This is a genomic window from Shewanella insulae (assembly GCF_009831655.1).
Classification (GTDB): domain Bacteria; phylum Pseudomonadota; class Gammaproteobacteria; order Enterobacterales; family Shewanellaceae; genus Shewanella; species Shewanella insulae.
In genome coordinates this window covers 18,706-44,489 of sequence record NZ_WRPA01000004.1, presented here as the reverse complement: position 1 = coordinate 44,489, position 25,784 = coordinate 18,706, and the positions used below count along the sequence as shown (strand labels likewise).

Sequence of the window (25,784 nt, the reverse complement as noted above, 5' to 3'; positions counted from 1 at the left end):
TAGCCCAGGGCCCTTTTGGCTTAGCCAAACACACCACTTTGCCATACAATCCTCCTATCACTCGGCGGCTCCCGCCGGATCAGATACTCAAGATGACAAGATAACGATGGCACGACCCAACAAGAAAGCCCCCAGCCGCACGGTCGAGATCCTCTGCGCCCAATGCAAGACACGCCTCTTCAAGTATCAAAAAGGCGGCAAAGGCGCCTTAGTCAAATGCTTTAAGGAGCGTATCGTCACTGACCATACCCAGGTTCCCTGCCACTGCCCAAGCTGCAACCAATGTTTTGCCCGCGAAACAATAGTTAGAGGCGTCCCCGCCTTTAAGATCATCGGTGGCAAGGCGATAATGAAGTAACGAACCGATTGTGAGAGATGGGAAGAAGTTAACCACCTGCGCGAGTCATAGTCATATCACCTAGCCTATGCCTAGACGATGACGCGAAGACAAAAGGCAAGAGGCTAAGGAATAAGGAATAAGGAATAAGGAAAAAGGCAGAACTTATTCGTCGCCCTCTCCAGTCAATGACAAGGTCAAACCTCTGACCAAAGACGCCCCACATGACTTTATTGTGTCACAATCTTTGGCTATCCTATGCCCAGGCTTAAACTCGGCTGGCGACACTTGCATGGGGCAGACCCACAGCAAGCCGGACCGTACTCTGCAAACTAAGGGACGAGTATGACTTCACTGCTCAAGGCATGGAATGCCACACCAGAACTCATTAAACCTCTGCTAGCCCTAGCGTTACTGGGACTCTTGTGCCTCTGCGCATTTTTCTTCGGCCAACTGATTGGTCTGCTTATCTACCAAAACTAGGCCTTCACTAGAGGGCAAAACCGTCGACATCAACCGCCGAGACTCTGGTGATTGTGCCGACGGGATAAGGGCTAGCCTCTGTTCTGCATAAAGTCTTCGGTAAAATCGGTTGGCCAGTACTTATAGCCTTGTACCGTTGCCTGCGCCGCGGCCCCCAACAGATTGACCTGGTAGGTTTTCACCCCATCGAGATCCATCGATTGATTAGCCGACAGCTGATCGCCATTCTCCTCATATTTGGCACTGGCTTCCGCCTGGGCCTGGCCCTCATAACCTGAATCCTTGAATCTCTTCAGCGCATCGCGCTTCATGAAGGCCTGCACAAAGGCGACCTGTTTCCAGCCTATACCTGCTCCTACGCCACCTGTCGCGAAGCGATAGTAGCTTTTCTTACCACCTTCGCTGAGCACACAGATCCCACCCCCGTTCGACAAGGCGAACAGATAACTGTTACTGCCGGTACAAACCACATGTGCAACTGAGTTGGCCACGGCAGTCTTAGCACCGGGATGCTGCCCATAGATACTCGCTAAGGCCTGCTGCGTCTCCTGATGCGCATTCGCCTTCTTGGCCTCGGGCGTATTACCGGTAGCGCAACCCGTAACGAGTGTTACCCCAATAAAGGCCATAAGTGTCTTTCTTGTCGAAGATGTAAACATACCCACTCTCTATTAACGCTCACACAAAGTGTGAAAACAAATGTAACCAATTGAATAAAAAGAAAATAAACAAAGCCCCTTGAGGCCGCGCCTAATATAGCTATGCAGCCAGACAAAGCAATCTGGATCTGCAATAGTGAGAGGTGATTGGCAAATTGATAGCAACGCGAACGGTTACCGGCGAATAAGGCCCTGAGATGGTGACGCTCAATCAGGAAGATTGCACCGTCGGCCTGGCACATGGCTTGCCCTTAAAAACCATTTCATAGCAGCTAAGTGTCGCGACATTTTGTCTCGTAGAATACCTAATTCAGCGATCCCTGTTGCAACTTGACTCCCCGGCCTGATCCCACTATTGCCCGGAGGCATAAACTCGGGTTTGATAGGGCCATCTATGACAAACAGGGATTTTACATCATGAAATATCAGTGGTTTCTGGGCACACTTCTCGTTGCTGGCTTGAGCACACAGGTGATAGCCGTTGAGGCGCCCATCGAATTTCGCGCCGCCGGCAGCCTCAAGGCCGCCATGACAGAGGTAATTGACGCCTACCAGGCGAAGAACGATAGCCAAGTGGCACCTCAGTTTGCTCCCTCAGGGCTACTTCGAGCGCGTATCGAGTCGGGTGAGAAGGTGGACCTCTTTGCCTCGGCCAACATGAAACATCCCACCACCTTAAATCAGGCATCACGCAGCGGCGATGTGGTGATGTTTGCCCGCAACAAACTCTGTGCCCTGGCGCAACCCGAAGTCGCTCTGACAAGCGACACCTTGCTCAGTCAGATGCTAAACAGCAAGATACGTCTTGGCACCTCGACCCCTAAGGCGGATCCCGCCGGAGATTACGCCTTTAAGGTATTCGAGCGCGCCGAGAGCCTCTCTCCCGGTGCTCAGCAGCAGCTAGAAACCAAGGCTCTCCAACTAACCGGCGGCCCCCACAGCGCCAAGCCACCAAAAGGCCGTAACCCCTATGGCTGGGTGATGGAGAACAAGCGAGCGGATATCTTCCTCACCTACTGCACCAACGCCGTGCTGGCACAGAAAGAGGTTAATCCCCTCAAGATAGTGCAGCTGCCAGAAAACCTGAGCGTCGGCGCTAACTACGGCTTAACCCTTATCCATGGTGCCCAGGCCAATGCGGCCGAGTTAGCTCTGTTCATTCTCTCTCCCCAAGGGCAAAGTATCCTAGCTGACTATGGCTTCGATACGCCGAACCTGCCTTAGCATTTTTATCTGATCCTGTGCGCCTACCTACCTGCCTGTCGGATCGCGGATATCCTCCGTTAAATGCATAAAAAACGCAGCCCTATGGCTGCGTTTTTTTGTTACCTATCGTTAATGGCAATAGAGCGAGTTATAAGCGATAGCTTAGGCTCAGCTTAGCGTTGCGCTCGGCACCCGGCATGCCACCTAAGAACATGGCTTTCTCATAGTAGGCTTCATCGAGCAGATTATTCAGATTCAACTGCACTCGCCAGTTGTCAGCTTGATAACTGATGGCGGCATCCATCACGGTATAACTCGGCACATAACCGTCGGGGATCCCAAAGGAAGATGAATGAGTACTGCGCTCATCGACATATTTGGCACCCAGGCTGACACTGAGCGGGCTCGGCAGCTTAAACCAGTCGGCATCATAGGTCACCCAGGTGCTGGCGGTCACATAGGGGACCCCCTTCTGACGCGTATCGAAGCTGCTCTTGTTCGGATCTTGCTTGTCTCTGGCATCTTGATAGACACCATTGACATTGATCGACCAACGCTCGCCAAGGTGAGCATTCAGATCCAGCTCAACCCCTTTCGTCTCTTCACTGCCGTCATAGTAATACTGAGCCACTTCCGGACCCGATACGCCCGCCTCATAGTCTTTGTTATTGTATTGCAAGTTCGTTCGTGAACTTTCAAACACCACGAGCGAGGCCAGCAGCTGGTCGTCGAAAGCCTTGAAGCGTACGCCGAAATCGTTGCTGATCGACTCTGAATCTTCTCGATCCGCACCATCACCCTTGAGGCTGCCCAGAATGCTATACGCGGTGCGTCCCTTGGCATGATTGATAAAGAATGACCAATCATCATTAGGCATATAGGTAACGCCCAGGTTATAGGTCACACCATCATCGGAAGTATCGGCTTCCGGCGAAGGCTGCGCCCGACTGGTGCTATAGCGAGCATCGACACCATAATGCTGGTAGCGCTGAGTAATATCATTGAAGGCGATTCCGACACGCGTGGTGATGCCAAAATCAAAGTAACCCACATGTTGTAGGCCAACACCCCATGCCTGCACCTTCTTGTTGTAGTTACTGGTCATCAGGGGATCATAATCTTCAAACTGTCCCTCAGCCCAGTTTGGTGAGCGAATATCGAAAATATAAGGCAATTGTCCCTGATAGATCACCTCTCCGGCCTTATTCTTGATCAGCTTATCCGCATCATAGATGGAGTATTGCTTGAAGCGAATATTGCGATCTTCGAAGTTGGCGTTAACTAACAGCTCGTTATCTATTCCTGCAAAGCTAAAGTCATAACGCAGATCGGCAAAATACTGCCATGAGGTCTCGTCGGCCTGAACCTGACGATATTCTTGACGACGGGCGGCAAACGGATAGAGACGATCATCAACCACTAACGGGGCTCTGGGGTCGCTGTTGATCACGCCTTTACGGTTCCAATAGACATAGTTGTAGGCACCTGTCTGGCGGGCAAACCCCGACTGATAGTCGCGATACTGTAACTGCTGATTAAGGAAAAGATTGTCGGCGAGAAAGATATTGTGGGTCAGCTTAAACCTTAACTCCTCACCCTCATTGTCTTTCGCCATCGGCGAAATGATCCCCGCCTCACCGAAGGCATAGGGCGTCAATCCATCTGAAGCCGATAGCGACTCCGCCAGCTGTTGGCGCTGTTCATCGCTTAACTGTAGGCCGGCACTCGATGCATCATTGACCAGATCCTGCCAACTCACCTCTCCCGCCGACTTACCGCCTACCGATGCGGCATTGTAAATACGGATAGGATGACCGATAGAGTCCACCGCAATTGCATCTTTGATATAGGCCGCACTGAGCATGAGATCCTGATCGTCGCTAAGCAAGAATTTCAAAGAGCCATAAGCCTCGTCTCTGTCAGTACCTATCTCTCGATACCCATCACTCCGAGCATGCTTTGCCACCAAACGGTAAGCCACTTGGTCATTGATCGCCGCCGTGCTGTCGATGCCCAGGGAATAGCTATCCCATTGGCCTAGCTCGGCAGTCACCTCATGCTTATCATTGAATGTCGGCTTCTTCTCGATCAGATTAATCACACCACCGGCACTTCCCATGCCGTAGAGGCCGGTAGCAGGGCCTTTTAGCACCTCAACAGATTCGACATTAGTCAATGAACGCGTCGGGTTGAAGCTGTTACCCAATCCGGCCCCACCATACATGCCGTCATAGGTATAGTTAGCGCCCAAGCCACGAATCACTATGTTGTCGCCGATACCATAGTTATTCCCGGCCTGAGTCACACCACTGATGTTGCGTAGCAGCTCTTGTAACTCGGTCGCCCCCTGTGTATTGATCAACTCCTCATCGACTATCACCACCGCCGCTGGCGTTTCCATCAAGGACATGTCTGATTTAGTCGCCAGGCCGGAATTCATCACGACTCTGTTTTGCCGACCATATACTGTGATTCGTTCGACGTCTGCCGAGGCTGGTTGTTCAATACTGGAATAATTTTGTTCCGCCGCAACCGACAAGGACACGGCACACCCTAGCGCGACTGCTGATAAGCGCATCTGTTTCATCTGATAAAGATCCCCCATAAGAATTAGGCGCAAATGATAACGATTATCACTAACGTTACAATGAGGCAGATCACAGATGATACCTATGTAGAAACTTTGTATTTGTTTTAAAAGAAATTTATCTAACTTTTTTACAATGTAAATTCACCCATAGGCTGGATATACACAATATTTATGCCGCCATGCACAGGAGCTGGCCATAAAAAATGTAGCCATGACTGACTACGGTACTCTCGTCTCGAACTACAAGACACTCAAGATGACTGTTTTTCAATCAACACCAGATGCTTAACGAGAGAGCCGCCTTCACCTTGCCATTTGTCCTGCAAATCGGTAGTTTCATATGCCTGTACCCGGACACATATACGTCCAACTAGTCACAAGAATAATGAAAGGACTTTTTGATGGGGAATATTCTTTGGGTCGCCTCCTATCCCAAATCGGGCAACACCTGGGTTCGCGCCTTCCTTGAAAACTATATCCAGAACGCCGAGCAGGGGATCGACATCAACACGATGCACAAGATCTCGACCGCCGAGTCGGCAGCGCACCGCTTTCAAGCGCACCTGCAAGATGGTCGTAAGACGACAGATCTCAGCCTTGAGGAGATCTGCGCCCTCAGACCTGTAGTACAGGCCGATATCGCCATGCAGGCTCACGGCACCACCTTCGTAAAGACCCACAATTACTTGGGCACCTATAAAGAGTATCCACTGCATAACTCCTCGGTGACCTCGGGCTCCATCTACATAGTACGAAATCCCTTAGATGTCACCGTCTCTATGGCCAACTATTTCGGTTACAGCATAGATGAAACTATCTCCTACATGGCCGAAGATATGACAGGTACCCCCAACGAGTCCGATAACGTGCCCCAGGTGATCACCTCCTGGTCTATGCATGTCGCCAGTTGGACCCAAGACCCAGAAGAAGCCAAGTTGATCCTGCGCTACGAAGATATCTTAGATAATCCCAAGAAGGTGTTTCGTAAAATAGAATCTTTTCTCGGCCTGAAGAAAGACCCCAACCGACTCAAGAACGCCATCAAGCACTCCTCCTTCGCTCAGCTTAAGGCTCAGGAAACCAAACGCGGCTTTGTTGAGAAACATGAGAATGCCAAGTCTTTCTTCCGCCAAGGCAGCAAGAATCAGTGGCGTCAGGTACTGAGCGACGAACAGGTGGCGAAAATTATCGAGCATCATGGCGAGCAGATGGCGAGGTTCAAATACCTGCCGGGTAAATAACCCAAGCCTTCACCCACAAAAAAACGCAGCCATGGCTGCGTTTTTATTGAGCTAATCAGACGGGTCTTTTAAAACTGATAATGAACCCCGAGGTAGACATTGCCCCAGTCGCTTTCTATCTCCTGCTCGAGCCCTGTGGCATCTAGGTCTGTGTATAGCATCTCATAGGCGATACGCACATTGATACCGTTATCGAGCGCCATATTAAAGCCCGTGCCCCACAACCAGCCGTTGCCGTCATAGTCTAGGTCGGCCTCAATCTTGGTAGCCGCCAAGCCCGCCTTGATAAACATAGAGTATGTGTCATTAAAATAATGGTGAAACTTGGCCGCGACAGACAATTGATTGGCCTTCACATCCCCTACGTCAACAAAGTTGTCGGTGCGAACATAGGTACTCTCGACGGCGAAATTCTTACTGAAATAGTAACCACCATAGAGGCCATAACTGACGGCCGACTCGTCAAACTCTCCTGCCTCAAGCTGAGAATACCCCGCCAAACCTCCTAGATAAAACCCCTCGAAGTCGGCGGCCGCCATCGCAGATCCCGATGCGATTAGGCTTGCCAGAGACAGTGCCAACAAAGATGCGCGCTTCATGCTTTCCCCCAGAAACAAAGTATTTACAAGTGACCAACATACTAAGGTAAAAATCGCATAAAATTAAGTCTTTAATTGTTACTTTCATTAAGCTCAAACCAAAGACTCCCTGCACCCATGCGGGAGAAATCAGACCCAAAAAAATGCAGCCAAGGCTGCATTTTCTCTGGAATTGCCAGGCCTAAAGATTCTGTAGCCCGACTATTCAGGCTTGCTCTATAGGTCAAATCTTTACAGGCTATTCATCCTCGGCGGGCCCGGTAAGGGGCTTATTGCCCGATATCATCGCCGACACTAAGCCAGGTTGATGTTTGATTTCGGCCACTATCACCCCGGCAATATGTAGCACTATCATCAAGATCAACAGATAGACGCTATACAGGTGCACCTTGCCAGCCAGCGACTTATAGGGTTTCAATATCGCCACTTTCTTCCCATCGACGCCGGTATCATCATAGGGCTTGATGCTGGCACCCTCGACGCCGGGCTGGGCGATGTAATCACTGACTGCACCGCCAAATGGCGGGTAGTAGATATCGGTTCCGGCGCGCACCAGGCCGGTCAACATGATGGTCACCAACAATAGCATCATGGCAAAGATGGCCAGACGTCCCATGGGATTATGATGCAGATACTGAGGCGAGCCACCCTTGGCCAGCTTGGCCTTGTAACGAGACAGCCCCTTGAGATCCGGGAGAAACTGACTCAGGCGGGCGCTATGACTGCCGATAACTCCCCAGATCAGCCTGATACTCAGGTTAATGGCAAACAAGTAACCGACCCAGACATGCAGTTTCTTCAGGCCTATCTTGGCTTCCAGCCCACTGATGCCGATATCACCCTTAAATAACATCACCATGCCGATAAAGATCAGTACCATGACTAAACCAAGGTTTATCCAGTGAAATAGCCGAGTGGGCCTGTCCCATACCTTGTAAACCTTAACCTCTTGACTGACGCCTCTTTGACTGACGGCCCCTTGACTAGCCGCCAAGTGGTTAGCGTCTTGTTGATTAATCGCCTCGTGTGACATCGTCTCCCCCATTTCAGACGTTTACCCAGTGGCTGTTAATATACGCCCCTTGAGGGAAAAATTTTGTGAAATATGCTTCATGGCAAGGCAACTTAACCTTAATTTTTTTATGGTTAATTAACCTTGCGACGAAGGAAGATCTCGATAACTTTGTTAACCCTGCTGGCGGCGTCTGATAAGGCTCAACCAGCCCAACCCCAGTAGCCCGAACAGCCAGCCCACAGAGAGGCTTCCACCACTCACCTCGACTTCGGTGACCACCTCTTCGACCACATATTGGTCGCGATCGGCACTCTCCAGCGGCAGGGCATAGAGATCATCCAGATCATCGCTGCTGATGGTGGCGACGATATCACTGTAGCCCACCTCATACAGGTCGATCAGCACATCGTAATGGTCCGTCGGATAGCCAGTATGCAAGGTAGTGAGCACCTCAAAATCATCGTCGCTGGCATCGTCCACTATGGTGAACACATCTGTGGTGTGATACAGCTCCCAGGGGCCGCCATTACGACTCAAATAGAGATCGGCATAGACATCGGCATGCTCACCCAGGTAATAACTGTGGACATCGGCATCGAAGGTCACGCTGAAGGTGCGATAGAAACCATCATAATCGACATCTTCGAATAAGCGGCTGCTGGCCTCATAGATAGCAAATTCATGGTAGATCCCCGCCTCGAGACGCTGAGCGGAGGATTTGAGCGTCTTAGTGCCAATCTCTGAGCCTTGCTCTGCGCTGAGTGTCAGCGCCTGGCGCTCGGCAATCACCTGCTCACGTGTCTTGCGCGGGGCAAGTTTCACCTCCAGCTGTTTGAGCAGCTCGGCGCTCGCCTGCTGCGAGCCGGTCATACTCTGCCCGGCATGGCTAAAACCTTGGGCCAGGGTCTGTTCATCCTGCACTACGCTGGTCGATGCCGAGCCGACTAAAGCTGTATTCTCACCAAGATTGTCGGCGGCCAGGGCTGAGCCGCTGCTCAGCATGGTCAGTAAGGCAGTAGCCTTGATGGCGCTATACAGCTTGCCCAGAGCAGAGGGGGTCTTAGTTGAAGACATCTCAGTTGAGGGCATCTTAGTTACCAGATGCTGGCTAGTTTTCATCGTGAGTCTGTTCATAATCAATCTCCATAAAACGGGCTGCGTCTTGCTTAAGACCATTAGAAGCGATCGAAAATGAACATAAGCTGAACATTAAAAATCAGCCTATTCAATAAGATGGCGTAAAATTGAACATTCAGCTCTTGTTCATCTGCACAAGATAACAATGAAAAAGCACACTTGCCTCTTTACTCTGGTGAGCATGGAGATTCGCGGCATATGTTTCTTATTTTTATAGGATCTTTTACACTGTCCGAAGAATTCAACACAGGTGATTTTGATGAAACCAGCCCTAATATTGATCGCCATAGCGTCACTCCTGTTTCCCCTAAAAGGAAACAGTGCAGGCTATGGAATATCGGCGGCCAGTAGCAGCATCTTGATGGCGGCTCAGAAAAATACTCATCAAAATCTGCGTGTTAAAAATCGTCAGCAGGCCGCCCAGATGGTCAAGGGACGCTTTAATGCCAAGGTATTGAGTGTGCAAGCAGCGCGGGTCAATGGCAACCCAGGCTACCGCGCCAAGTTGCTCAGTAAAGATGGCGTTGTCTTCTATGTCGCAATAGATGCCGTCACGGGACAGATGAGCAAACGATAACCCAGCCTAAGAAAGGACACGCCGATGCGATTATTACTGGTTGAAGACGATTTAGCCCTGCAGGAAAACCTGAGACAACACCTACTCGATGCCAACTACACCTTAGATATCGCCAGCGATGGCGAAGAGGGCCTGTTTCAGGGACAAGAGTATCCCTACGACGCCGCCATTATCGATGTGGGCCTACCTAAGCTGGATGGTATCGCGCTTATCGCCAGGCTCAGAGAGGAAGGGATAGACTATCCCATACTGATCCTGACCGCCCGCGACAACTGGCAGGACAAGGTCGAAGGCCTGGATGCCGGCGCCGATGACTATCTGACCAAGCCATTTCATCCCGAAGAGCTGGTGGCCAGGCTCAAGGCGCTGATCCGCCGCGCGGCGGGTAAATCCAGCCCAGTGATACAAAACGGGCCCTACTCTCTCAACACCAGCAGCCATGAGATCAAGTTTGGCGACCAGGATGTCAGCCTAAGCGGCTCTGAGTACAAGCTGTTCGAGTATTTCATGCTGCATATCGGCGAGGTGAAGTCCAAGAGCATATTGATCGAACACATCTATGATCAGGATTTCGACCTAGATTCCAACGTCATAGAGGTCTTCATCCGCCGTCTGCGTAAGAAGCTCGACCCCGAAGGTCAGTATGGTCTCATCGAGACATTGCGTGGCCAGGGCTACCGCCTCAAGCCACTGGATAACAGTTAAGCTTTCGAGGTCACTTGATGAGCAGCCTGCGCGCCCCACAGGGCAAACTCAACTCCCTCAGGGTTCGCCTGATCCTCAGCGCCCTGCTGCTGATACTGCTGCTCCTTCCCACCATAGGTGTCGCGCTTAATAACGCCTTTAAACAACAGGTGATGACTAACGTCAGAGAGCAGCTAAGTGCCTATCTCTATTCGGTTTTGGCAGTGGCTGAGATGGAAGAGGGTAGGCTCTATATGCCAGAGGCCCTACTGGAAAATCAGTTCAATGTCATAGGCTCGGGCCTCTATGCCATTATTGTCCGTCAGGACAATAACCAAACTGATAGTGTCCGTCAGGACAATAACCCAGCCAACTTTGAGCCCCTCTGGTCGTCAAACTCCTTTCTAGGGATGAAGCTCACAGCGCCCCTGCCACACCCAAAGGTAGGACGCAGCGAATTTGGCGAGCTGATGCTAGAGCAACGGCCCCATCTCATCTACAGCTTCAGCGTACGCTTCGCCCCCGGCGAGGCCCAGCGCCAGAGCGCGCCGGTCACCGTCCACATCATCAAAGATCTCGACGGCGTGGCCCAGCAACTCTCGGCCTTTAGCCAGCATCTTTGGAGCTGGCTGTTCGTACTGATGCTGCTACTGCTGGCGATTCAGTTTGCCTGGCTGGTCTGGACATTAAAACCTCTGGCACGCTTCAGAGAAGAGCTACAACAGGTGCAACGGGGCGAGGCGGAGCAACTCAGCGGCCACTACCCCAATGAACTGCAGGCGGTGGCCACACAGCTCAACACCCTGCTCAGCACTGAGCAACGCCAACGCAGCCGCTATCGTAATGCCCTCTCTGACTTGGCCCACAGCCTCAAGACGCCGCTGGCGGTGATTCAGAGCCAGAAAGATCTCAGCCCCACCTCACTCGAGCAGATCGGACAGATCAATCGCACCATAGGCCACCAGCTAAAGCGGGCCCAGAGCGCCGCCGGCAACGCATGGCACCTGGGGATCAAGGTCAGCCAGGTCTCCGACAAGCTGCTGCGTACCCTGGTCAAGATCCATCCCGGGGTAGCCCTCAGCTACGGCAAGGCCCCGGAAGATACTCAGATCTTCTACGGCGATCAGAGCGATCTCACCGAGATGCTGGGTAACCTGCTGGATAATGCCTGCAAGGCTGCCCGCAGCAGGGTCACACTGAGCATCACATCCGAGCAGGGCAAACTCATCATCTGGGTCGAAGATGACGGCGCCGGCGTTAGCCCTGAGCAACGTCAGACCATACTCGAGCGCGGGCGACGCGCCGATACCTACGAGAAGGGGCATGGTATAGGGCTCGCCATAGTCTGCGACTTAGTACAGAGCTATCAGGGAGAGCTCACCATAGACAGCTCGGAGACGCTTGGCGGCGCCAAGTTCATCTTGAGCTTCCCCCAGCAGTTCGCCCAATAGCCAGAGCTTGAGCAAGAGCCAGTACCAACAGCGATTTCAGCTCGATTCAGCACTTATTTGCCCCTCTATTTTTAGCTTTCAGCTAATGTTCATCTTGGGCCTTTTATTATCTGAGTAAATCCAATGACAGATAAGCCTAGGAGACGTTATGAAAAGCATCAGACAATGGACTTTGCTCCTGCTCATTGCCCTTTCACAGTCACTGCTTACCCCTTCAGTGTCGCGGGCAGAAGACGCTGTTCAAGAGATCCAATTTAGCGACGCCGAGTTGGCGCAGATGCTGGCCCCCATTGCCCTGTATCCCGACAGCCTACTCACCCACATCTTGATCGCCTCCACCTATCCACTGGAAGTGGTACAGGCCAATCGCTGGCGCAACAAACATAAGTCCCTTGAGAGCGCCGAGGCGGTTAACCGCGCTGAGAAGCAGGACTGGGATCCCAGCGTCACCGCCTTGGTCGCCTTCCCCGATCTGCTGCAACGCCTGAGTGATGACCTCGAGTGGACCCAGAAGCTGGGCGATGCCTTCCTACAAAACGAGGGCCAGGTACTGGACAGCATTCAGCGCCTTAGACAGCAGGCCGAGCGCGCCAACGCCTTCGACGATATGGAGAATATGAGGGTGACTAAGGTCAATCGTCAGATCGTTATCGAGCCTGTACAGCGTGAGGTGATCTATGTGCCTTACTATGACACCCGTGTGGTCTACGGCCATTGGCACTGGTACAACTATCCGCCAGTGTATTGGGCCTATCCACCTCGTTACACCCGTTATTATCCGGGGCATATTTCGGGACACTTCTATTTCAATAGCGGCATACATATCAGCTTTAACTATTTCTTCAGTGCCTTTAGCTGGCATCGGCGCCACATTGTGGTGACCCATCACCATCATACGAATCGCTACCGTCCTCATAGCCGAATCGTAACCAGCAATGGCGCACAGCGTTGGCACCATAAGCCGGTGCATAGACACGGAGTCGCATATCGCTCGCCTAAGGTTAAGGCTCGCTACGGCAAGTACCGCCATAACCGTTATGACGTAAAACACAACAGCAGCGTGAATCGCTATTCCAATTCAAAGCAGGCCAAGCCTAGCCATGCTAAGCACTACAACGCGGCGCAGATCCAGAAACGCCGCGAGCAGAAATTCAGCCACAAGCTGAGCGACGCGCGTGGCCAGCATGACCGTCGTCAAAACGCGCATAAGGCGCCAACCAAATATTATGAGAAGCGCGACAGGCTCAGCCTCAATGACCAGGCTAACCGCTCATCGAGCACCAAAGCCAATAACCGAACTAAAGACTGGAGTAAAGCAAAGAGCCATCAGCGCGATATAAAGAGCCATCAGCCGAAGAGTTATCAAAGAGAGAGGAGCCATCAGCGCGATATAAAAAGCCATCAGCGCGATGTAAAGAGCCCTCAGCGGGCGAGGAGTCACCATGCCAATAACGGCCGCGGCGCCTCATCCCACAGCCAGCAGGGCCGAACTAAGCAGCGGGATAACTAAGCGGTAAGTCGCCAAGTAGGGAGCTGTTAAGTTGGGAGAGCTTGCCTACGAAAGAGCAAGCGTTGGGGCGGTGGCAATCACCGCCGCCACTTTTCTCGAATCAGTTCAGCAATACTCGGAACCCGCTCCCTTTTCACCTAAATCTACCAGCCTTAATCTGCGAGCCTAGGACGCCAAGGCAAGCCATAGAAACGATAGTAGCCCACCAGATTGCTGCCGATAAACAGCAGCTCCATCAGTACAGCCGTCGGCGATCCCACCAGATAATTGTTAAGCAGCCAGATACTTGTCCCCACTATCATCAGCTGCCTCAACTGCTGGTCCCTCGGACAGAAGGCGGCTATGGTCTGGGTGCAGCTGCCGACAAAGCTAATCAGGCTCAAGGGGCCGGCATAGGTAAACATGGCGATCAGGCTATTTATCCCCAGGAACAGCCAGAGCAGGCGTCGTGAGTGAGAAAATACGGTCACCAGGTAGCGAATCGCGGCGACCAACATGAGCCCGGCTGCCGTCCACTGGAGCAGCAAGGCAAAGTGAATGCTAATCAAGACCCCAGACAGCGCGAGACAGAGCACTATGTGACGCTTCTGCTTGAATTGAAAAGAGAGAATGTCTGTCACTATGGCTATCGCGATCAGACATTGGGACAGAAGAAATACCGACATACACCACCTAAGACTTCAACGTGCAAAAGATGTCGGCAGTATGTAACAGGTTGTCGATGCGACGCATTAACTTAAGATAAGCCGGGGCGATCTTACAGCCTTTACCTCGCTAAGCTCATGCCAGTCTGGCCTTGAGCCGCGACAGACTCACGGGCGTGATGCCGATATAGCGGGCGAGTTGTACGTTACTCAGTCGCTCGACCCACATGGGCCTGTGGTTAACCAGATAGATATATCGCTCCTCGGGCCGTTTGAGTAGCAGGAAGGCCTCCTTCTCCTCCTTGTACAGCAGCTGTTGACTCAGCAAGGCAATCAGCACGCCTTGCCAGCTCGCCTGTTTGAGTAGCGTGAGGGGGAAGCGCACTAAGGTCACATCGGTCACGGCCTCTAGCTGATAGGGCGCCGCATCTGCCGTCAGCAGGCTATGATAGAGCAGGCAGAGCTCCCCTTCGAAATAAAACTCCTTCGAAAACAGGCCGCCACAATCGCCATAATGCTGAGCGCCCAATATACCGTCGACGATGAAATAGCCATGCGCCTGGCAAGCTCCCTGATGCAGCAGTATCTCCCCCCTTGGCGCGGCAACGCACTTGGCCTGACCGAGCGCCTCGGTGCATTCATCCGCCGCCAGTCCAAGCTGAGCAAGACACTCGCCAAAACCAGTAAGGGCATCTTTAGATAATCTCTGTGTCACTGTACTTCCTCGGCGCTCCGTTAGGCCCAGATGATAACACTCCCTTGCGACGCTGAATAACCATTGCCGAATTAGACAGTGTCCTACTAGCCATATCAGTAAAACGTCTCCTTCTTGCCAAACCCATTTTTAGGCTAGACTCAGAGATCACTCATGATTTCATTTATTTTTTAATTATCGGAGAGCAACAGATGTCAACACGCGTTTTTGTTATAGCCCAGTTTCGTCCCAAGGCAGGAAAAGCCGCCGAACTCTTCGAGGTACTCAAGGCACTGGAACCCGACTCCCTGCGGGAGCAAGGTTGTATTCAGTACATTCTCACCCGCCAGATAGACCACCCGAGTGCCAGCCGCACCGAATATCCTATCGTGTTCAACGAGATCTGGGCCGATGGTGAAAGCTGGGCGGCTCACGGTCGTCGCCAGCAGATCAAACACTTCTTCGAGACTCAGGTGAGCTCCCCTGCGGGCCTGGTGGACGATGCCATAGTAACCGCCTATACCGACGAGGGCTACGAATACGATGCCCCGGTATTTGTCTAGTTATTTGCCAGCTCTTCACCTCCAGGAAACAAAAAACGCAGCCTAGGCTGCGTTTTTATCGTTTCTCATGGTTTTCTGTCTTAGTTGGCCACCCCCGTCGCGGCCAGGTTTTGCGCCGACCAGAGGGTCACGCGGGACTGACTGTCGAGACCATTGACCATACGTGCCACCTGATCTTGGGTGAAGTTGGCATATTGATCTGAGTAGGCCATAAAGTTCTGCCAGTTAATGGTCTGGCCCATGCAGTTGACTATGCCACCATCACCCGGGTTCATCTGCCAGCTGTTTTGCTGCGGCGTGTCGCAGTTCTCATCGCCCGTGGTATCGCAGCGACGCTCGAAGCCTCGCTTACAGCCGCCTTCGAAGGTGTGGATCAGATCCAGAAAGTGGCCAAACTCATGGGTCAACACAGAGCGGAAGTTCTCGTCGGTGTTGCTGCCAAGGTAGGCGCCGTTATAGGTCACACGTGCCAGCCCCTCGTCTGACATTGTGGTATCTGGATACCAGGCCACCCCTGAGTTATTGGTAACCCCATCGGCATAGAGATCGTTCTGAATGTAGACATTCATATACTTGTAGTTATCCCAATGATCCCGCTTCACATCCGAGCTGGAATAGTTGCCCGCCCCTGACGACGCCGGATGATAGACGATACCCGAAGTGGGATTGCCATCGGGATCGATACTGGCTAGGCGAAATTCGATATTAAGCGCCTGCTTAACTCCCTGAAACTCGGCATCTATGTCGGCAAAATCTGCGGTGCGCCCCTGAAAGTCCTCGTTGGTCTTATTCAGCGCGTCGATGATCACCGCATCGGTTACCGTCTTGCCGTTAAACTGGCTGCCGTAGACATGGAAAACCACAGGGATCACATAGCTTGGGGTTGCCGACAATGCCAGCGCCGAGGGGGTATCTCCCGTCGAAGCGCTGTCGTCTCCCGGTTTAGCCATGGCGCGCTTACGCTCAAACAACTTGGCATGGCGGGCCTTGGCCTCAGCCTCTGCGGCCGGGAAATTACGATAATGCTGAGCGTTGATCTCCCCCGCCTTACAATGGTCGGCGGCAAATTCCGGCTGCTTGGCGCTAACGCCAGTACTGGTGGTTAACAGGGCGGCCAGGATAGATAGGGTCAATTTGTTGGTCATGTTATTCGTCACTCTTATTGTTAGTGTGTGTGGGTAAATCACCTTTCCCTGGCGTATTCGTTTCCCTCTGATTGAATAACAACATTACCTATTGAGATAAAATATTCTGTATACAATATACCCAAATAAAAATAGGAGTAAACCAAAATGTGAATATTTTGTAAAATGTAAATCACACTGATGGCACTCGCTAACGACGCTTAGTTCGCTGCTTATCACAAAGATAAAAAACTAAAAATTGCTTGAATAAGCAAAGGGATATATTGATGAGATATAGCAGGCTAACAAGGCGTTAGCCTTTACCAGTTATAAATTTATCCATCTGTTTTGATTTAGAAAACAGCATTGAACGAATCTTTTATCCCTCAAACACTGTCGCTTTTAGCGCCCTCCCCAAAAAGCGCCACGAGTCCCCAAAAATAGGGTTAATGGGTTAATAAATTGACCGGGACGGCTAGCTAAACCCTAACTGCAAGCTAACCCCTAACAGCAAGCTAAGTCGTTATAGCCAACCGCCATCGAATCGGCCCTAGTACCCCGTCAGGTCGCCAGCCCTGGCCCTTAGCAGTTTAAACTTATGAAAACCCAGGTTTCTCAGCCTTTGCAGATCGAAGTCTATCATCCCTTGCATCTCACGGGCCTTAAGATCTTGGGAACATTTAAACTCGCCCCCCAGCCCCTTATTAAACTTAGAGATAGACTTGTAACAGATGCGCGCCGGGCAGGTGTAGGCGCAACCTGCATTGGCAAACAAACGAATGCGATCTTTCTGCGCCAAGGCCGCCAAGAAGGCCTCATCATCATTGAGCACCATAGGCAGTACTAAGGTATCGTACAGGTCAAAAGCTTCCTCGATCTGCTCTGGCTTAAGCAAGTTTTTAATCACACTCGCTTCTATGTCATAGTCAGGGTACTCCTGCTTGATCCAATAGGCCAGGTCGTCGTTGGTACAGATAATCGAGTTGCGTTTGTGATGATATTTGGCAAGCAAGGGGCGATTGGCGTCAAACTCTTCCTTGGTGGCGAAGTGATTGGTAAAGGGAATTCTAAGCCCTATGCCATGGTTTGCCAGCAGACCCGTATCCCGCTCAGACAACTGGCGCATCAGATAAAAACGCCCGCCGTATAGGGTCGATGGCTCGACGAAACCAAATACACTCTCTACCTGGGCAAGGGGCACCGCGGCAAAGTGTTGTTTAAGAAACTTAATCACCGACTGATGATCCGCCTTGCCCCGCGCGGAGATGGTATAGGTGCTCTTGGGTGCCCTGCTCTCGCAGCTCTCTGGCTTATCGCTCATATCATTACTTCGTTAACCTTTAGATAACAAAACAATATAAAGCTATGCCTCACAGACCACTATGACACAGATCAAATAGCGACCCGTCCTACCTCGACATAAAAAACGCAGCCATTGGCTGCGTTTTTGTCTTAGAAAGACTCGGGATTAATCGCCGAAGTCATCCAGCAGTATGTTCTCCTGCTCAACCCCTAGGCTTTCCAGCATATTAATCACCGAGGAGTTCATGATTGGAGGGCCACACATGTAGAACTCACAATCTTCCGGCGCCTTGTGATTCTTCAGGTAGTTCTCATAGAGGACGTTATGGATGAAGCCCGTGTAGCCGTCCCAGCTATCCTCGGGAAGCGGATCCGACAGGGCCACGTGCCACTCGAAGTTGTCATTTTCCGCCGCCAGCGCGTCGAACTCCTCCTGATAGAAGATCTCACGGCGTGAACGGGCACCGTACCAGAAGGTCATCTTGCGCTTAGTCTGCTCACCCTTTAGCTGGTTAAAGATATGGGAGCGCATGGGCGCCATGCCTGCACCACCACCGATAAACACCATCTCGGCATCCGTCTCCTTAACGAAGAACTCACCGAAAGGCCCTGAGATAGTCACCTTATCACCCGCCTTGAGGTTAAAGATGTAGGAGGACATCTTACCCGGTGGCAGCCCCTCTGATGGCGGTGTGGCGATACGCACGTTTAGCATGATCACCCCTTTCTCATCCGGGTAGTTGGCCATAGAGTAGGCGCGCAGCACATCTTCATTTACGGTTGAGACGAGATCGAACAGGCCATATTTTTCCCAGTCATCACGGTACTCTGCCGGAATATCGAAATCGCTGTATTTGACCTCGTGAGCAGGCGCCTCGATCTGAATGTAACCACCCGCCTTGAACTTAACATCTTCCCCTTCGGGCAGCTTGAGCAGCAGCTCCTTGATGAAGGTGGCCTGGTTATCGTTGGAGATCACCTCACACTGCCACTTCTTGACGCCGAAGATCTCCTCTTCCAGCTCAAGTTCCATGTCTGTCTTCACCGCCACCTGACAGGCCAGACGACAGCCCTCTTTGGCCTCTTTCTTATTGATATGGTCGCGCTCGGTGGGCAGGATATCGCCGCCACCCGACTTGACCTTTACCCTGCACTGACCGCAGGTACCACCGCCGCCACAGGCCGAGGGAATAAAGATATCCTTGCCCGCCAGGGCGCCCAGCAGCTTATCGCCCGCCGCCGTGGTAATACTCTTCTCATCGTCGTCGTTGATACGGATGCTCACGTCACCGTTGATCACCAGCTTACTCTTGGCGACTAAAATCACCATCACCAGCACACACACCACTATGGTGAACATGCCTATGCCTATTGCCATTTCCATCTAATAACCCTTTTCTTAATGCGCAGACACTAGCACGCCACTTACAGCGAGATGCCGGAGAAAGACATAAAGCCCAATGCCATCAGGCCCGTGGTAATAAAGGTGATGCCCACCCCTTGCAGCCCGGCAGGAATGGCGTGAAACTTCATCCGCTCACGCAGTCCCGCCAGCAATACGATGGCCATCGCCCAGCCAAAGCCGGAGCCGGTGGCAAACACCACAGACTCACCCAGGGTGTAGTCGCGGTTCGCCATAAAGATCACCCCGGCGAAGATAGCGCAGTTAACCGTTAGCAACGGCAGGAAGATCCCCAGGCTGTCATATAGGCTGGGAATATACTTATCCAGAAACATCTCCAGGATCTGCACCAGGGCGGCGATCACACCGATGAAGGTAATAAGCTTGAGATAGCTCAGGTCCAGCTCGGGATACCCCGCCCAGGCCAGTGCACCGGGGGCCAGCACCTTGGAGTAGATCATCTGGTTTAGCGGCACCGCCAGAGTCATCACCACAATCACGGCAATACCCAGACCGAAGGAGGTCGACACCTTCTTCGACACGGCCAGGAAGGTACACATGCCCATGAAGAAGGAGAGCGCCATGTTGTCGATAAAGACGGCTTGAACAAAGAGATTGATATAGTGTTCCATAGCCTTAACCTCGCTTACGCTGGATAACATTGATGGCCCAGATCAGTAAGCCAATCAGGAAGAATGCACTCGGCGGCAACTTAAACATCTCGTTGGCCAGATACCAGCCGTCGTTCTCCACCGTCTTTAAGATCTCGTGACCAAACAGGGTGCCGGCACCCAGCAGCTCTCGCACGAAGGCGACGCTGAGCAGGATAACGCCATAGCCCATGGCATTGCCCATGGCATCTACCACTGCCAGATGGGGCGGCATCTTCATGGCGAAGGCTTCGGCGCGGCCCATGATGATACAGTTGGTGATGATCAAGCCCACGAATACCGACAGCTGACGTGACAGCTCATAGGCCACATCCTGCAGCACCATGTCGACTATGATCACCAGGGAGGCGATCACCGTCATCTGAGCGATGATGCGCACGCTGTTAGGAATAAAGTTACGAATGCTGGAGATGATCAAATTGGAAAACACCAACACAAAGGTCACCGCCAGGGTCATCACCAATGCGGTCTGCATCGAGTTACTGACCGCCAGCGCCGAACAGACCCCAAGCACCTGCATGGCCACGGGGTTATTGGCGAAAATCGGGCCGGTTAGAATGTCCCGGGTCGCCGTCATACTCTTACTCATCTTAAACCTCCGACGCTTTTAGCTTGTGAAGGAAGGTCTGATAACCTTCGACCCCGAACCAGAACTGCATGGCACGCTGTACGCCGCGTCCCGTCATGGTCGCGCCGCTCACGGCATCGACACCATGGAGATCGCCGGCCTTAGCACCGCCCTTGACCACCTTGAAGGAGACCTTGCCCTTCTCGTCAAACAGCTGCTTGCCCTTAAGCTTGTCGGTCCAGGCCGTATCGTCGAGGAAGTCACCGATGCCAGGTGTCTCACCATGCTCGTAGAAGACCACGTTTTCTATGGTGTTCAGGTCTGGCTTGAGCGCCACATAACCATAGATGATCGACCAGAGCCCCTTGCCGTAGATAGGCAGCACTACGGCGTGCAGCTCGCCCTTGTCATCAAACACCTTGAACACGCGAGCCTGGTTGGCACGGGTCTTGATTTTGGCGATATCTTTCTTAGGCTTGCTCGAGGTCTGCGGATTGATGGCCGCCATGCGGTCGTCGAAATCCAACACGTTCGCCTCGGTATCAATGGCGCCGCTGTCCAGCTCCACCAGCAGAGGCCTCACCGACTGCTCGAAGATGGCACGAAAATCTTTGTCGCCACTGATATCGATATCGGCGGCCAGCAGGACATTGCGCTTAAGCTCGTCGCGCTTCTTCACCAACTTACGTTCTTTGAGTACCTCGGCGGTTCCCGTGATCATAAAAGAACAAGAGAGGCAGAGGACGAGTGTGAAGATCATGGTCCCCACAACGGTATCTTTCTTAAATGCCATTAGCGTTGCTTCTCCATAGTGGCGCGCTCTCTGGAACGGCGAAACAAAAAGGATGCGAAAATCGATGACCAGAGGTTGGCGGTCTGGATCCTTAGCATATGTTCTGACTTATAAGGCATTGCGCTTCAGCCTCCGCTTCATGTTGCTGCGTGCCACCAGGTAATCGAAGATGGGCGCCCACAGGTTGGCAAACAGAATCGCCAGCATGATCCCCTCGGGCATCTTGAGGTTCAGTACGCGAATCAGCACCGTCATGAAACCGATCAGGGCGCCGTAGGCAAACTTACCCTGGCGGGTATAGGCGGTAGTCACGGGATCGGTTGCCATAAACATCATCCCCAGGGCGAAGCCGCCACTGACCAGATGCCAGGTCCAAGGCATGGCAAACATCTCGTTCTTGGCCGAACCGATTAGGTTGAACAGTACGGCGGTCGCCACCATACCGGCCATCACACCGGCCACCACGCGCCAGTCGGCCAGGCGAGTCAGCAGCAGGAACAACCCGCCGATTAGAATTGCCAGGGTACTGGTTTCGGCGATAGAACCGACGGTGAAGCCGAAGAAGGCATCCCACCATAGCGGATCGCTAAAGGCCTGATACCAGGTGTATCCCTCGAAGCTCATCTTGCCTGCCGCGGTCTGGAGCAGCGTAGTCGCGCCAGAGAAGCCATCGACCGCCACAAACTGGGCAATCTGCGCCACCTCGGTCGGGTAGGCAAAGTAGATAAAGGCATAACCGGCCAGCGCAGGGTTGAGGAAGTTATACCCCATGCCACCAAACACCTCTTTGGCCATGATCACACCAAAGGTGATGCCTAGGGCAACTATCCATAGCGGTGTTGATACCGGCAGAATCAAGGTAAATAGCAAGGCGGTGACGAAGAAGCCTTCATGCAGCTCCTGACGACGCACCTTGGCAAACACCACTTCCCAAAACAGGCTCACCACCAGCGCGGTAAGATAGATGGGCAGGAAAAAGCTCAGGCCATAGGCAAATAGCCCTAAAAGCCCAGTTTGCTCACTGAGGCCTCCAGAAATGCCATTGAACACCCATAACTGCCAACTCTCTGGTGTCGTCAGCCCAGCGGCCAATGCCTGCTGCGCTTGTAAGCCTATGTTATAAATACCAAACAATATGGCAGGTAGCAGGCAAAGGCCCACTAAGGTCATGGTACGTTTGACATCAATCGCGTCACGCACATGCACCTTGCCTTTAGTGCTGCGGCCATGGGCATAAAGCAGGGAGCGCAAGAAGCTGCGCATCGACGAGCCATGGGCATAGTAGTTCTCTTGCACATCTGGCTTATTGTCTTGCTTACTCATTAACCTTCCCTCTCAATAATATCTAGGCAGATGCGCAGTTCCTGCCCGAAGTCATACTTACCGGGACAGACAAAAGTACACAGGGCTAAATCTTCCTCATCCAGCTCTAAGGCCCCTAAGGCCTGAGCCTCATCTGTGTCACGCACCACGAGATCGCGCACCAAAAGCGTGGGTAAGATATCCAGCGGCATGACGCGATCCAGCTGGCCAAAGGCCATCATGGCGCGGTGTGAGCCACCGGCATGGGTGGTGAGATCGAACAGGCGCTTAGTCGCCTTGAAGCGAGAGGTCACCGCGCGGGTGATAGAGAACTTGTCTGCGCCGCCGCGCACCCATGGCAGTAGCTGATGTTTAGCATCTTCCGCCAACACAGAGATCTGCTGATGGAAGCGGCCCAGATAATCGTGAACGTCAGCGGCTGTATGGCCGGCCAGCACAGAGCCTGAAACCACACGGTTGGTGCCTGGCTTGATCTCGCCCTCAACCAGATTACTTAGCTGAGCGCCCAGTTGAGTGCGCAACAATCTCGGATTGAGCGCCGTCGGGCCACCCAGGGCCACCACGCGATCTGTGTAGAGCTCACCGGTCAGGAACAGCTTGCCGTAAGCGATCACATCCTGATAGCCAAGGTGCCACACGGGGCGCTCCAGGCTGGCAGGCGCGATGAAGTGAATATGAGTGCCCACCAAGCCTGCTGGATGCACACCGGCAAAACGATGGCTCTCGACACGCGCAAGGTCGGCACCCGGCAGAGCCTCACCGGCATCGTGGCACAGGTGGACCTTGCCAGAAGTCAGGTAGCTCAATACCTCGAGTCCCGCGGCGAAGGCCTGAGTTTGCTCTGCAATAATCACTCGGGGATCGGCCGCTAGGGGGTTGGTGTCCATGGCGTTGACGAAGATGTCGGCAGGCTCGCTATCGAGCAGAGGCACACGCGAGAAGGGGCGAGTACGTAGCGCGGTCCACAGACCACTCTCAACCAGATTCTGCTGCACGGCTTCACGGCTAAGCTGACTCAGATCAGAATAGGCCTTAAAGGTGACTTGCTCATCGCCCTCTACCTGGATCACCACAGACTGCAGCACACGCCGCTCACCGCGGTTGATCTCGACGACCACACCACTGGCCGGCGCGGTAAAGCGTACACCCGGCGCCTTCTTGTCTTCAAACAGGGGCTGGCCCTTCTTCACCCGATCGCCAACCTCCACCAATAGGGTAGGCTTGAGGCCAACATACTCTTCACCCAGCAGTGCCACCTTTGCAGGACGAGCGCAGCAATCTATCTCTTGCCTCGGCTCACCGGCGATAGGCACATCTAGGCCCTTCTTTATCGTCTTAATCTTGTCTGGAAAACCTGCCATCGCAAACATCAACCGTTACTAAATTGGGATGCCTCATGGTAAAAGTTTGTTAACCGGGATTCCGATATTGAGGTCACATTCCGACACCAGCTTGTAACTTAGCTACAGTTTTTCGATAGGAATTGTGATCATGATCGCTGGTCAATCCTAAGAACTGTTAACAATGTAGTTTTATAACAATAAAACAGGTAAAGGGGATGCGCCTTATTTAGCCGAGGCTAAAGCATTCAATTTGGAGCAAAAATTATCTTATGTTTAGGGCATCATCTCGGCCATTCTCGCCCTCTGCAAATCCTTGGGAGCTAAGTGTATAGCAGCGGTAAAAAGTGTGCTTCATCGGCTCGAATCGTCTGCCAAGTCCCCTTCATCGAGCAAATCATCTCCATATTAAAAAGATTTAGACATCTAGAAGTCTAAATGATATGGTCATTTTTCGATCACAGGTTTTCAGTTAAGCGATAGGATGAATTAGATGAAACTCGAATCTCTTGCCCTGCATCATGGATATACCTCGGAAGCGACCACCAAGGCGGCGGCCGTGCCTATTTATCAGACCACCTCTTATACCTTCGACGACACCCAACACGGTGCCGACCTGTTTGATCTTAAGGTGCCGGGTAACATCTATACCCGCATCATGAACCCCACTACAGATGTGCTCGAGCAGCGCCTGGCCGCCATCGAAGGCGGTATCGGTGCCCTGGCACTGGCCTCTGGCATGGCCGCCATCACCTATGCCATTCAGGCACTGACACAGGTGGGCGATAACATCGTCAGCACCAGTCAGCTCTATGGCGGCACCTATAACCTGTTTGCCCACACCCTGCCTAGACAAGGCGTAGAGGTGCGCATGGCGGCCTTCGACGACTTCGAGGGTCTGGAAGCTCATATCGATGACAAGACCAAGGCGCTGTTTTGTGAGTCTATCGGCAACCCGGCTGGTAATATCGTCGACATCGTCCGCCTGGCCGAGATAGCCCACAGGCACGGCGTGCCGCTGATCGTCGATAATACGGTCGCGACCCCAGTGCTCTGTCGCCCCTTCGACCACGGTGCCGATATCGTGATTCACTCGCTGACTAAATATATCGGCGGCCACGGCACCACCATAGGCGGAGTGATCATCGATTCGGGCAAGTTCGACTGGGCGGCACAACCAGAACGTTTCGCCCTGCTCAACGAGCCCGATCCCTCATACCATGGGGTGATCTATACCCAGGCCTTCGGTCCGGCGGCCTTCATCGGTCGCTGCCGCGTGGTGCCGCTGCGCAATACCGGCGCCGCCCTCGCGCCTCAGAGTGCCTTCCTGTTACTACAGGGGCTGGAGACCTTGGCGCTACGTATGGAGCGTCACTGCGACAACGCCCTGGCGCTGGCCAAGTTCCTCGAGCAAGATCCCAGGGTCAGCTGGGTCAACTATGGTGCGCTGGACAACAGCCCTTATCGCGACAACTGCGAGAAGATCACCTCGAGCAAGGCCTCGGGCATCATCAGCTTCGGCATCAAGGCCGAAGATAGCGAGGCGGCCAAGGCGGCCGGCGGACGTTTTATCGATGCCCTGCAGATGATCCTGCGCCTGGTCAACATAGGCGATGCCAAATCCCTGGCCTGTCATCCGGCGACGACCACCCACAGACAGCTCAACGGCGAGGAGCTGGCCAAGGCGGGGGTATCAGAAGATCTGATCCGCATCTCGGTCGGCATAGAGCATATCGACGATATTATCCAGGACGTCTCTCAGGCCCTGGATAAGGCTATTTAATTTGACGGCCCCAGTTACCGGGCCAACTGGCTCGGTAACTTAACAAGGATCATGCCCCTTACTCCCTTAAGCCCTTTTTCCTATAAGC

General features: G+C 52.8%; 25 protein-coding genes. 10 read left to right on the top strand and 15 right to left on the bottom strand.

The window, feature by feature from the left end; all coding sequences use genetic code 11:
• Window positions 1–106: 106 nt before the first annotated feature.
• Complete coding sequence (locus GNT65_RS05965) at window positions 107–358, top strand: hypothetical protein (RefSeq protein WP_160794356.1); 252 nt, start codon at window positions 107–109, stop codon at window positions 356–358.
• A 324-nt stretch (window positions 359–682) separates the two neighbouring features.
• The gene (locus GNT65_RS05960) at window positions 683–820 is read left to right on the top strand and encodes a hypothetical protein (protein ID WP_160794354.1); all 138 of its coding nucleotides are present in this window, start codon (window positions 683–685) and stop codon (window positions 818–820) included.
• A 71-nt stretch (window positions 821–891) separates the two neighbouring features.
• On the opposite strand, the gene GNT65_RS05955 is transcribed toward GNT65_RS05960, so the two are convergent.
• The gene (locus tag GNT65_RS05955; protein ID WP_160794352.1) at window positions 892–1,479 is read right to left on the bottom strand and encodes a lipid-binding SYLF domain-containing protein; all 588 of its coding nucleotides are present in this window, start codon (window positions 1,477–1,479) and stop codon (window positions 892–894) included.
• Window positions 1,480–1,896: 417 nt separating this feature from the next.
• On the opposite strand from GNT65_RS05955, the gene GNT65_RS05950 reads away from it, so the two are divergent.
• Window positions 1,897–2,703 (top strand): molybdate ABC transporter substrate-binding protein, encoded by an 807-nt coding sequence (locus GNT65_RS05950; RefSeq protein ID WP_160794350.1) that lies wholly within the window; start codon window positions 1,897–1,899, stop codon window positions 2,701–2,703.
• Window positions 2,704–2,833: 130 nt separating this feature from the next.
• Here the strand turns inward: GNT65_RS05950 and GNT65_RS05945 are convergent, their stop codons facing one another.
• On the bottom strand, window positions 2,834–5,272 hold the full coding sequence (locus tag GNT65_RS05945) for a TonB-dependent receptor (RefSeq protein ID WP_160794348.1): 2,439 nt from the start codon (window positions 5,270–5,272) through the stop codon (window positions 2,834–2,836).
• A gap of 404 nt (window positions 5,273–5,676) precedes the next feature.
• Here GNT65_RS05945 and GNT65_RS05940 point away from each other — a divergent pair, with 404 nt between their 5' ends.
• Window positions 5,677–6,516, top strand: coding sequence for a sulfotransferase domain-containing protein (locus GNT65_RS05940; RefSeq protein ID WP_160794346.1), 840 nt, complete (start codon window positions 5,677–5,679; stop codon window positions 6,514–6,516).
• Between the two features lie 68 nt (window positions 6,517–6,584).
• Here GNT65_RS05940 and GNT65_RS05935 read toward each other — a convergent pair whose 3' ends face one another.
• The 3 genes from GNT65_RS05935 to GNT65_RS20515 all read right to left on the bottom strand — a co-directional run bounded on the left by GNT65_RS05935 (window position 6,585) and on the right by GNT65_RS20515 (window position 9,264).
• Window positions 6,585–7,115 (bottom strand): outer membrane beta-barrel protein, encoded by a 531-nt coding sequence (locus GNT65_RS05935; protein WP_160794344.1) that lies wholly within the window; start codon window positions 7,113–7,115, stop codon window positions 6,585–6,587.
• 238 nt (window positions 7,116–7,353) lie between these two features.
• Window positions 7,354–8,148 (bottom strand): cytochrome b/b6 domain-containing protein, encoded by a 795-nt coding sequence (locus GNT65_RS05930; protein ID WP_160794342.1) that lies wholly within the window; start codon window positions 8,146–8,148, stop codon window positions 7,354–7,356.
• 153 nt (window positions 8,149–8,301) lie between these two features.
• Complete coding sequence (locus tag GNT65_RS20515; protein ID WP_244952108.1) at window positions 8,302–9,264, bottom strand: choice-of-anchor H family protein; 963 nt, start codon at window positions 9,262–9,264, stop codon at window positions 8,302–8,304.
• Between the two features lie 262 nt (window positions 9,265–9,526).
• Here GNT65_RS20515 and GNT65_RS05920 point away from each other — a divergent pair, with 262 nt between their 5' ends.
• The 4 genes from GNT65_RS05920 (at window position 9,527) to GNT65_RS05905 (ending at window position 13,489) form a co-directional block, all read left to right on the top strand.
• Complete coding sequence (locus GNT65_RS05920; protein WP_181006175.1) at window positions 9,527–9,844, top strand: PepSY domain-containing protein; 318 nt, start codon at window positions 9,527–9,529, stop codon at window positions 9,842–9,844.
• A gap of 24 nt (window positions 9,845–9,868) precedes the next feature.
• A complete protein-coding gene (locus GNT65_RS05915; RefSeq protein ID WP_160794340.1) occupies window positions 9,869–10,549 on the top strand; it encodes a response regulator transcription factor in 681 nt (226 codons plus the stop codon).
• A 17-nt stretch (window positions 10,550–10,566) separates the two neighbouring features.
• Complete coding sequence (locus tag GNT65_RS05910; protein WP_160794338.1) at window positions 10,567–11,979, top strand: ATP-binding protein; 1,413 nt, start codon at window positions 10,567–10,569, stop codon at window positions 11,977–11,979.
• Between the two features lie 148 nt (window positions 11,980–12,127).
• Complete coding sequence (locus tag GNT65_RS05905) at window positions 12,128–13,489, top strand: DUF3300 domain-containing protein (RefSeq protein ID WP_160794336.1); 1,362 nt, start codon at window positions 12,128–12,130, stop codon at window positions 13,487–13,489.
• A gap of 152 nt (window positions 13,490–13,641) precedes the next feature.
• Here the strand turns inward: GNT65_RS05905 and GNT65_RS05900 are convergent, their stop codons facing one another.
• On the bottom strand, window positions 13,642–14,154 hold the full coding sequence (locus GNT65_RS05900) for a YgjV family protein (protein ID WP_160794334.1): 513 nt from the start codon (window positions 14,152–14,154) through the stop codon (window positions 13,642–13,644).
• A 115-nt stretch (window positions 14,155–14,269) separates the two neighbouring features.
• Window positions 14,270–14,848, bottom strand: a complete 579-nt coding sequence (locus GNT65_RS05895) for a cyclic nucleotide-binding domain-containing protein (protein WP_160794332.1) — start codon at window positions 14,846–14,848, stop codon at window positions 14,270–14,272.
• A gap of 191 nt (window positions 14,849–15,039) precedes the next feature.
• Between GNT65_RS05895 and GNT65_RS05890 the strand changes: the two genes are divergently transcribed.
• On the top strand, window positions 15,040–15,390 hold the full coding sequence (locus tag GNT65_RS05890) for a putative quinol monooxygenase (RefSeq protein WP_160794330.1): 351 nt from the start codon (window positions 15,040–15,042) through the stop codon (window positions 15,388–15,390).
• 80 nt (window positions 15,391–15,470) lie between these two features.
• Here GNT65_RS05890 and GNT65_RS05885 read toward each other — a convergent pair whose 3' ends face one another.
• The 8 genes from GNT65_RS05885 to GNT65_RS05850 form a co-directional block, all read right to left on the bottom strand.
• Window positions 15,471–16,535 (bottom strand): M43 family zinc metalloprotease, encoded by a 1,065-nt coding sequence (locus GNT65_RS05885; RefSeq protein WP_160794328.1) that lies wholly within the window; start codon window positions 16,533–16,535, stop codon window positions 15,471–15,473.
• A gap of 529 nt (window positions 16,536–17,064) precedes the next feature.
• Entirely contained in the window at window positions 17,065–17,835 is a 771-nt protein-coding gene (locus tag GNT65_RS05880; RefSeq protein ID WP_160794326.1) for a hypothetical protein, read from the bottom strand.
• A gap of 147 nt (window positions 17,836–17,982) precedes the next feature.
• Entirely contained in the window at window positions 17,983–19,200 is a 1,218-nt protein-coding gene (nqrF, locus tag GNT65_RS05875) for an NADH:ubiquinone reductase (Na(+)-transporting) subunit F (protein ID WP_160794324.1), read from the bottom strand.
• 41 nt (window positions 19,201–19,241) lie between these two features.
• Window positions 19,242–19,850, bottom strand: a complete 609-nt coding sequence (gene nqrE / locus GNT65_RS05870) for an NADH:ubiquinone reductase (Na(+)-transporting) subunit E (protein ID WP_041509220.1) — start codon at window positions 19,848–19,850, stop codon at window positions 19,242–19,244.
• A gap of 4 nt (window positions 19,851–19,854) precedes the next feature.
• Entirely contained in the window at window positions 19,855–20,478 is a 624-nt protein-coding gene (locus GNT65_RS05865) for an NADH:ubiquinone reductase (Na(+)-transporting) subunit D (RefSeq protein WP_011866503.1), read from the bottom strand.
• 1 nt (window position 20,479) lies between these two features.
• Complete coding sequence (locus tag GNT65_RS05860; RefSeq protein ID WP_160794322.1) at window positions 20,480–21,250, bottom strand: Na(+)-translocating NADH-quinone reductase subunit C; 771 nt, start codon at window positions 21,248–21,250, stop codon at window positions 20,480–20,482.
• Between the two features lie 108 nt (window positions 21,251–21,358).
• The gene (locus GNT65_RS05855) at window positions 21,359–22,573 is read right to left on the bottom strand and encodes an NADH:ubiquinone reductase (Na(+)-transporting) subunit B (RefSeq protein WP_160794320.1); all 1,215 of its coding nucleotides are present in this window, start codon (window positions 22,571–22,573) and stop codon (window positions 21,359–21,361) included.
• Window positions 22,573–23,934: a Na(+)-translocating NADH-quinone reductase subunit A gene (locus GNT65_RS05850; RefSeq protein ID WP_160794318.1), complete on the bottom strand. Its 1,362-nt coding sequence runs from the start codon at window positions 23,932–23,934 to the stop codon at window positions 22,573–22,575. Before GNT65_RS05850 ends, GNT65_RS05855 begins: the two co-directional genes overlap by 1 nt.
• Window positions 23,935–24,406: 472 nt before the next feature.
• Between GNT65_RS05850 and GNT65_RS05845 the strand changes: the two genes are divergently transcribed.
• Window positions 24,407–25,696 (top strand): O-acetylhomoserine aminocarboxypropyltransferase/cysteine synthase family protein, encoded by a 1,290-nt coding sequence (locus GNT65_RS05845; protein ID WP_160794316.1) that lies wholly within the window; start codon window positions 24,407–24,409, stop codon window positions 25,694–25,696.
• Window positions 25,697–25,784 lie beyond the last annotated feature (88 nt).

What these genes read in the sequence shown, in the direction of transcription:
- GNT65_RS05965 (WP_160794356.1), top strand. Translation starts at nt 107, where the DNA reads ATGGCACGACCCAACAAGAAAGCCCCCAGCCGCACGGTCGAGATCCTC.
- GNT65_RS05960 (WP_160794354.1), top strand. Translation starts at nt 683, where the DNA reads ATGACTTCACTGCTCAAGGCATGGAATGCCACACCAGAACTCATTAAA.
- GNT65_RS05955 (WP_160794352.1), bottom strand. Translation starts at nt 1,479, where the DNA reads ATGTTTACATCTTCGACAAGAAAGACACTTATGGCCTTTATTGGGGTA.
- GNT65_RS05950 (WP_160794350.1), top strand. Translation starts at nt 1,897, where the DNA reads ATGAAATATCAGTGGTTTCTGGGCACACTTCTCGTTGCTGGCTTGAGC.
- GNT65_RS05945 (WP_160794348.1), bottom strand. Translation starts at nt 5,272, where the DNA reads ATGAAACAGATGCGCTTATCAGCAGTCGCGCTAGGGTGTGCCGTGTCC.
- GNT65_RS05940 (WP_160794346.1), top strand. Translation starts at nt 5,677, where the DNA reads ATGGGGAATATTCTTTGGGTCGCCTCCTATCCCAAATCGGGCAACACC.
- GNT65_RS05935 (WP_160794344.1), bottom strand. Translation starts at nt 7,115, where the DNA reads ATGAAGCGCGCATCTTTGTTGGCACTGTCTCTGGCAAGCCTAATCGCA.
- GNT65_RS05930 (WP_160794342.1), bottom strand. Translation starts at nt 8,148, where the DNA reads ATGTCACACGAGGCGATTAATCAACAAGACGCTAACCACTTGGCGGCT.
- GNT65_RS20515 (WP_244952108.1), bottom strand. Translation starts at nt 9,264, where the DNA reads ATGAACAGACTCACGATGAAAACTAGCCAGCATCTGGTAACTAAGATG.
- GNT65_RS05920 (WP_181006175.1), top strand. Translation starts at nt 9,527, where the DNA reads ATGAAACCAGCCCTAATATTGATCGCCATAGCGTCACTCCTGTTTCCC.
- GNT65_RS05915 (WP_160794340.1), top strand. Translation starts at nt 9,869, where the DNA reads ATGCGATTATTACTGGTTGAAGACGATTTAGCCCTGCAGGAAAACCTG.
- GNT65_RS05910 (WP_160794338.1), top strand. Translation starts at nt 10,567, where the DNA reads ATGAGCAGCCTGCGCGCCCCACAGGGCAAACTCAACTCCCTCAGGGTT.
- GNT65_RS05905 (WP_160794336.1), top strand. Translation starts at nt 12,128, where the DNA reads ATGAAAAGCATCAGACAATGGACTTTGCTCCTGCTCATTGCCCTTTCA.
- GNT65_RS05900 (WP_160794334.1), bottom strand. Translation starts at nt 14,154, where the DNA reads ATGTCGGTATTTCTTCTGTCCCAATGTCTGATCGCGATAGCCATAGTG.
- GNT65_RS05890 (WP_160794330.1), top strand. Translation starts at nt 15,040, where the DNA reads ATGTCAACACGCGTTTTTGTTATAGCCCAGTTTCGTCCCAAGGCAGGA.
- GNT65_RS05885 (WP_160794328.1), bottom strand. Translation starts at nt 16,535, where the DNA reads ATGACCAACAAATTGACCCTATCTATCCTGGCCGCCCTGTTAACCACC.
- GNT65_RS05880 (WP_160794326.1), bottom strand. Translation starts at nt 17,835, where the DNA reads ATGAGCGATAAGCCAGAGAGCTGCGAGAGCAGGGCACCCAAGAGCACC.
- nqrF (WP_160794324.1), bottom strand. Translation starts at nt 19,200, where the DNA reads ATGGAAATGGCAATAGGCATAGGCATGTTCACCATAGTGGTGTGTGTG.
- nqrE (WP_041509220.1), bottom strand. Translation starts at nt 19,850, where the DNA reads ATGGAACACTATATCAATCTCTTTGTTCAAGCCGTCTTTATCGACAAC.
- GNT65_RS05865 (WP_011866503.1), bottom strand. Translation starts at nt 20,478, where the DNA reads ATGAGTAAGAGTATGACGGCGACCCGGGACATTCTAACCGGCCCGATT.
- GNT65_RS05860 (WP_160794322.1), bottom strand. Translation starts at nt 21,250, where the DNA reads ATGGCATTTAAGAAAGATACCGTTGTGGGGACCATGATCTTCACACTC.
- GNT65_RS05855 (WP_160794320.1), bottom strand. Translation starts at nt 22,573, where the DNA reads ATGAGTAAGCAAGACAATAAGCCAGATGTGCAAGAGAACTACTATGCC.
- GNT65_RS05850 (WP_160794318.1), bottom strand. Translation starts at nt 23,934, where the DNA reads ATGGCAGGTTTTCCAGACAAGATTAAGACGATAAAGAAGGGCCTAGAT.
- GNT65_RS05845 (WP_160794316.1), top strand. Translation starts at nt 24,407, where the DNA reads ATGAAACTCGAATCTCTTGCCCTGCATCATGGATATACCTCGGAAGCG.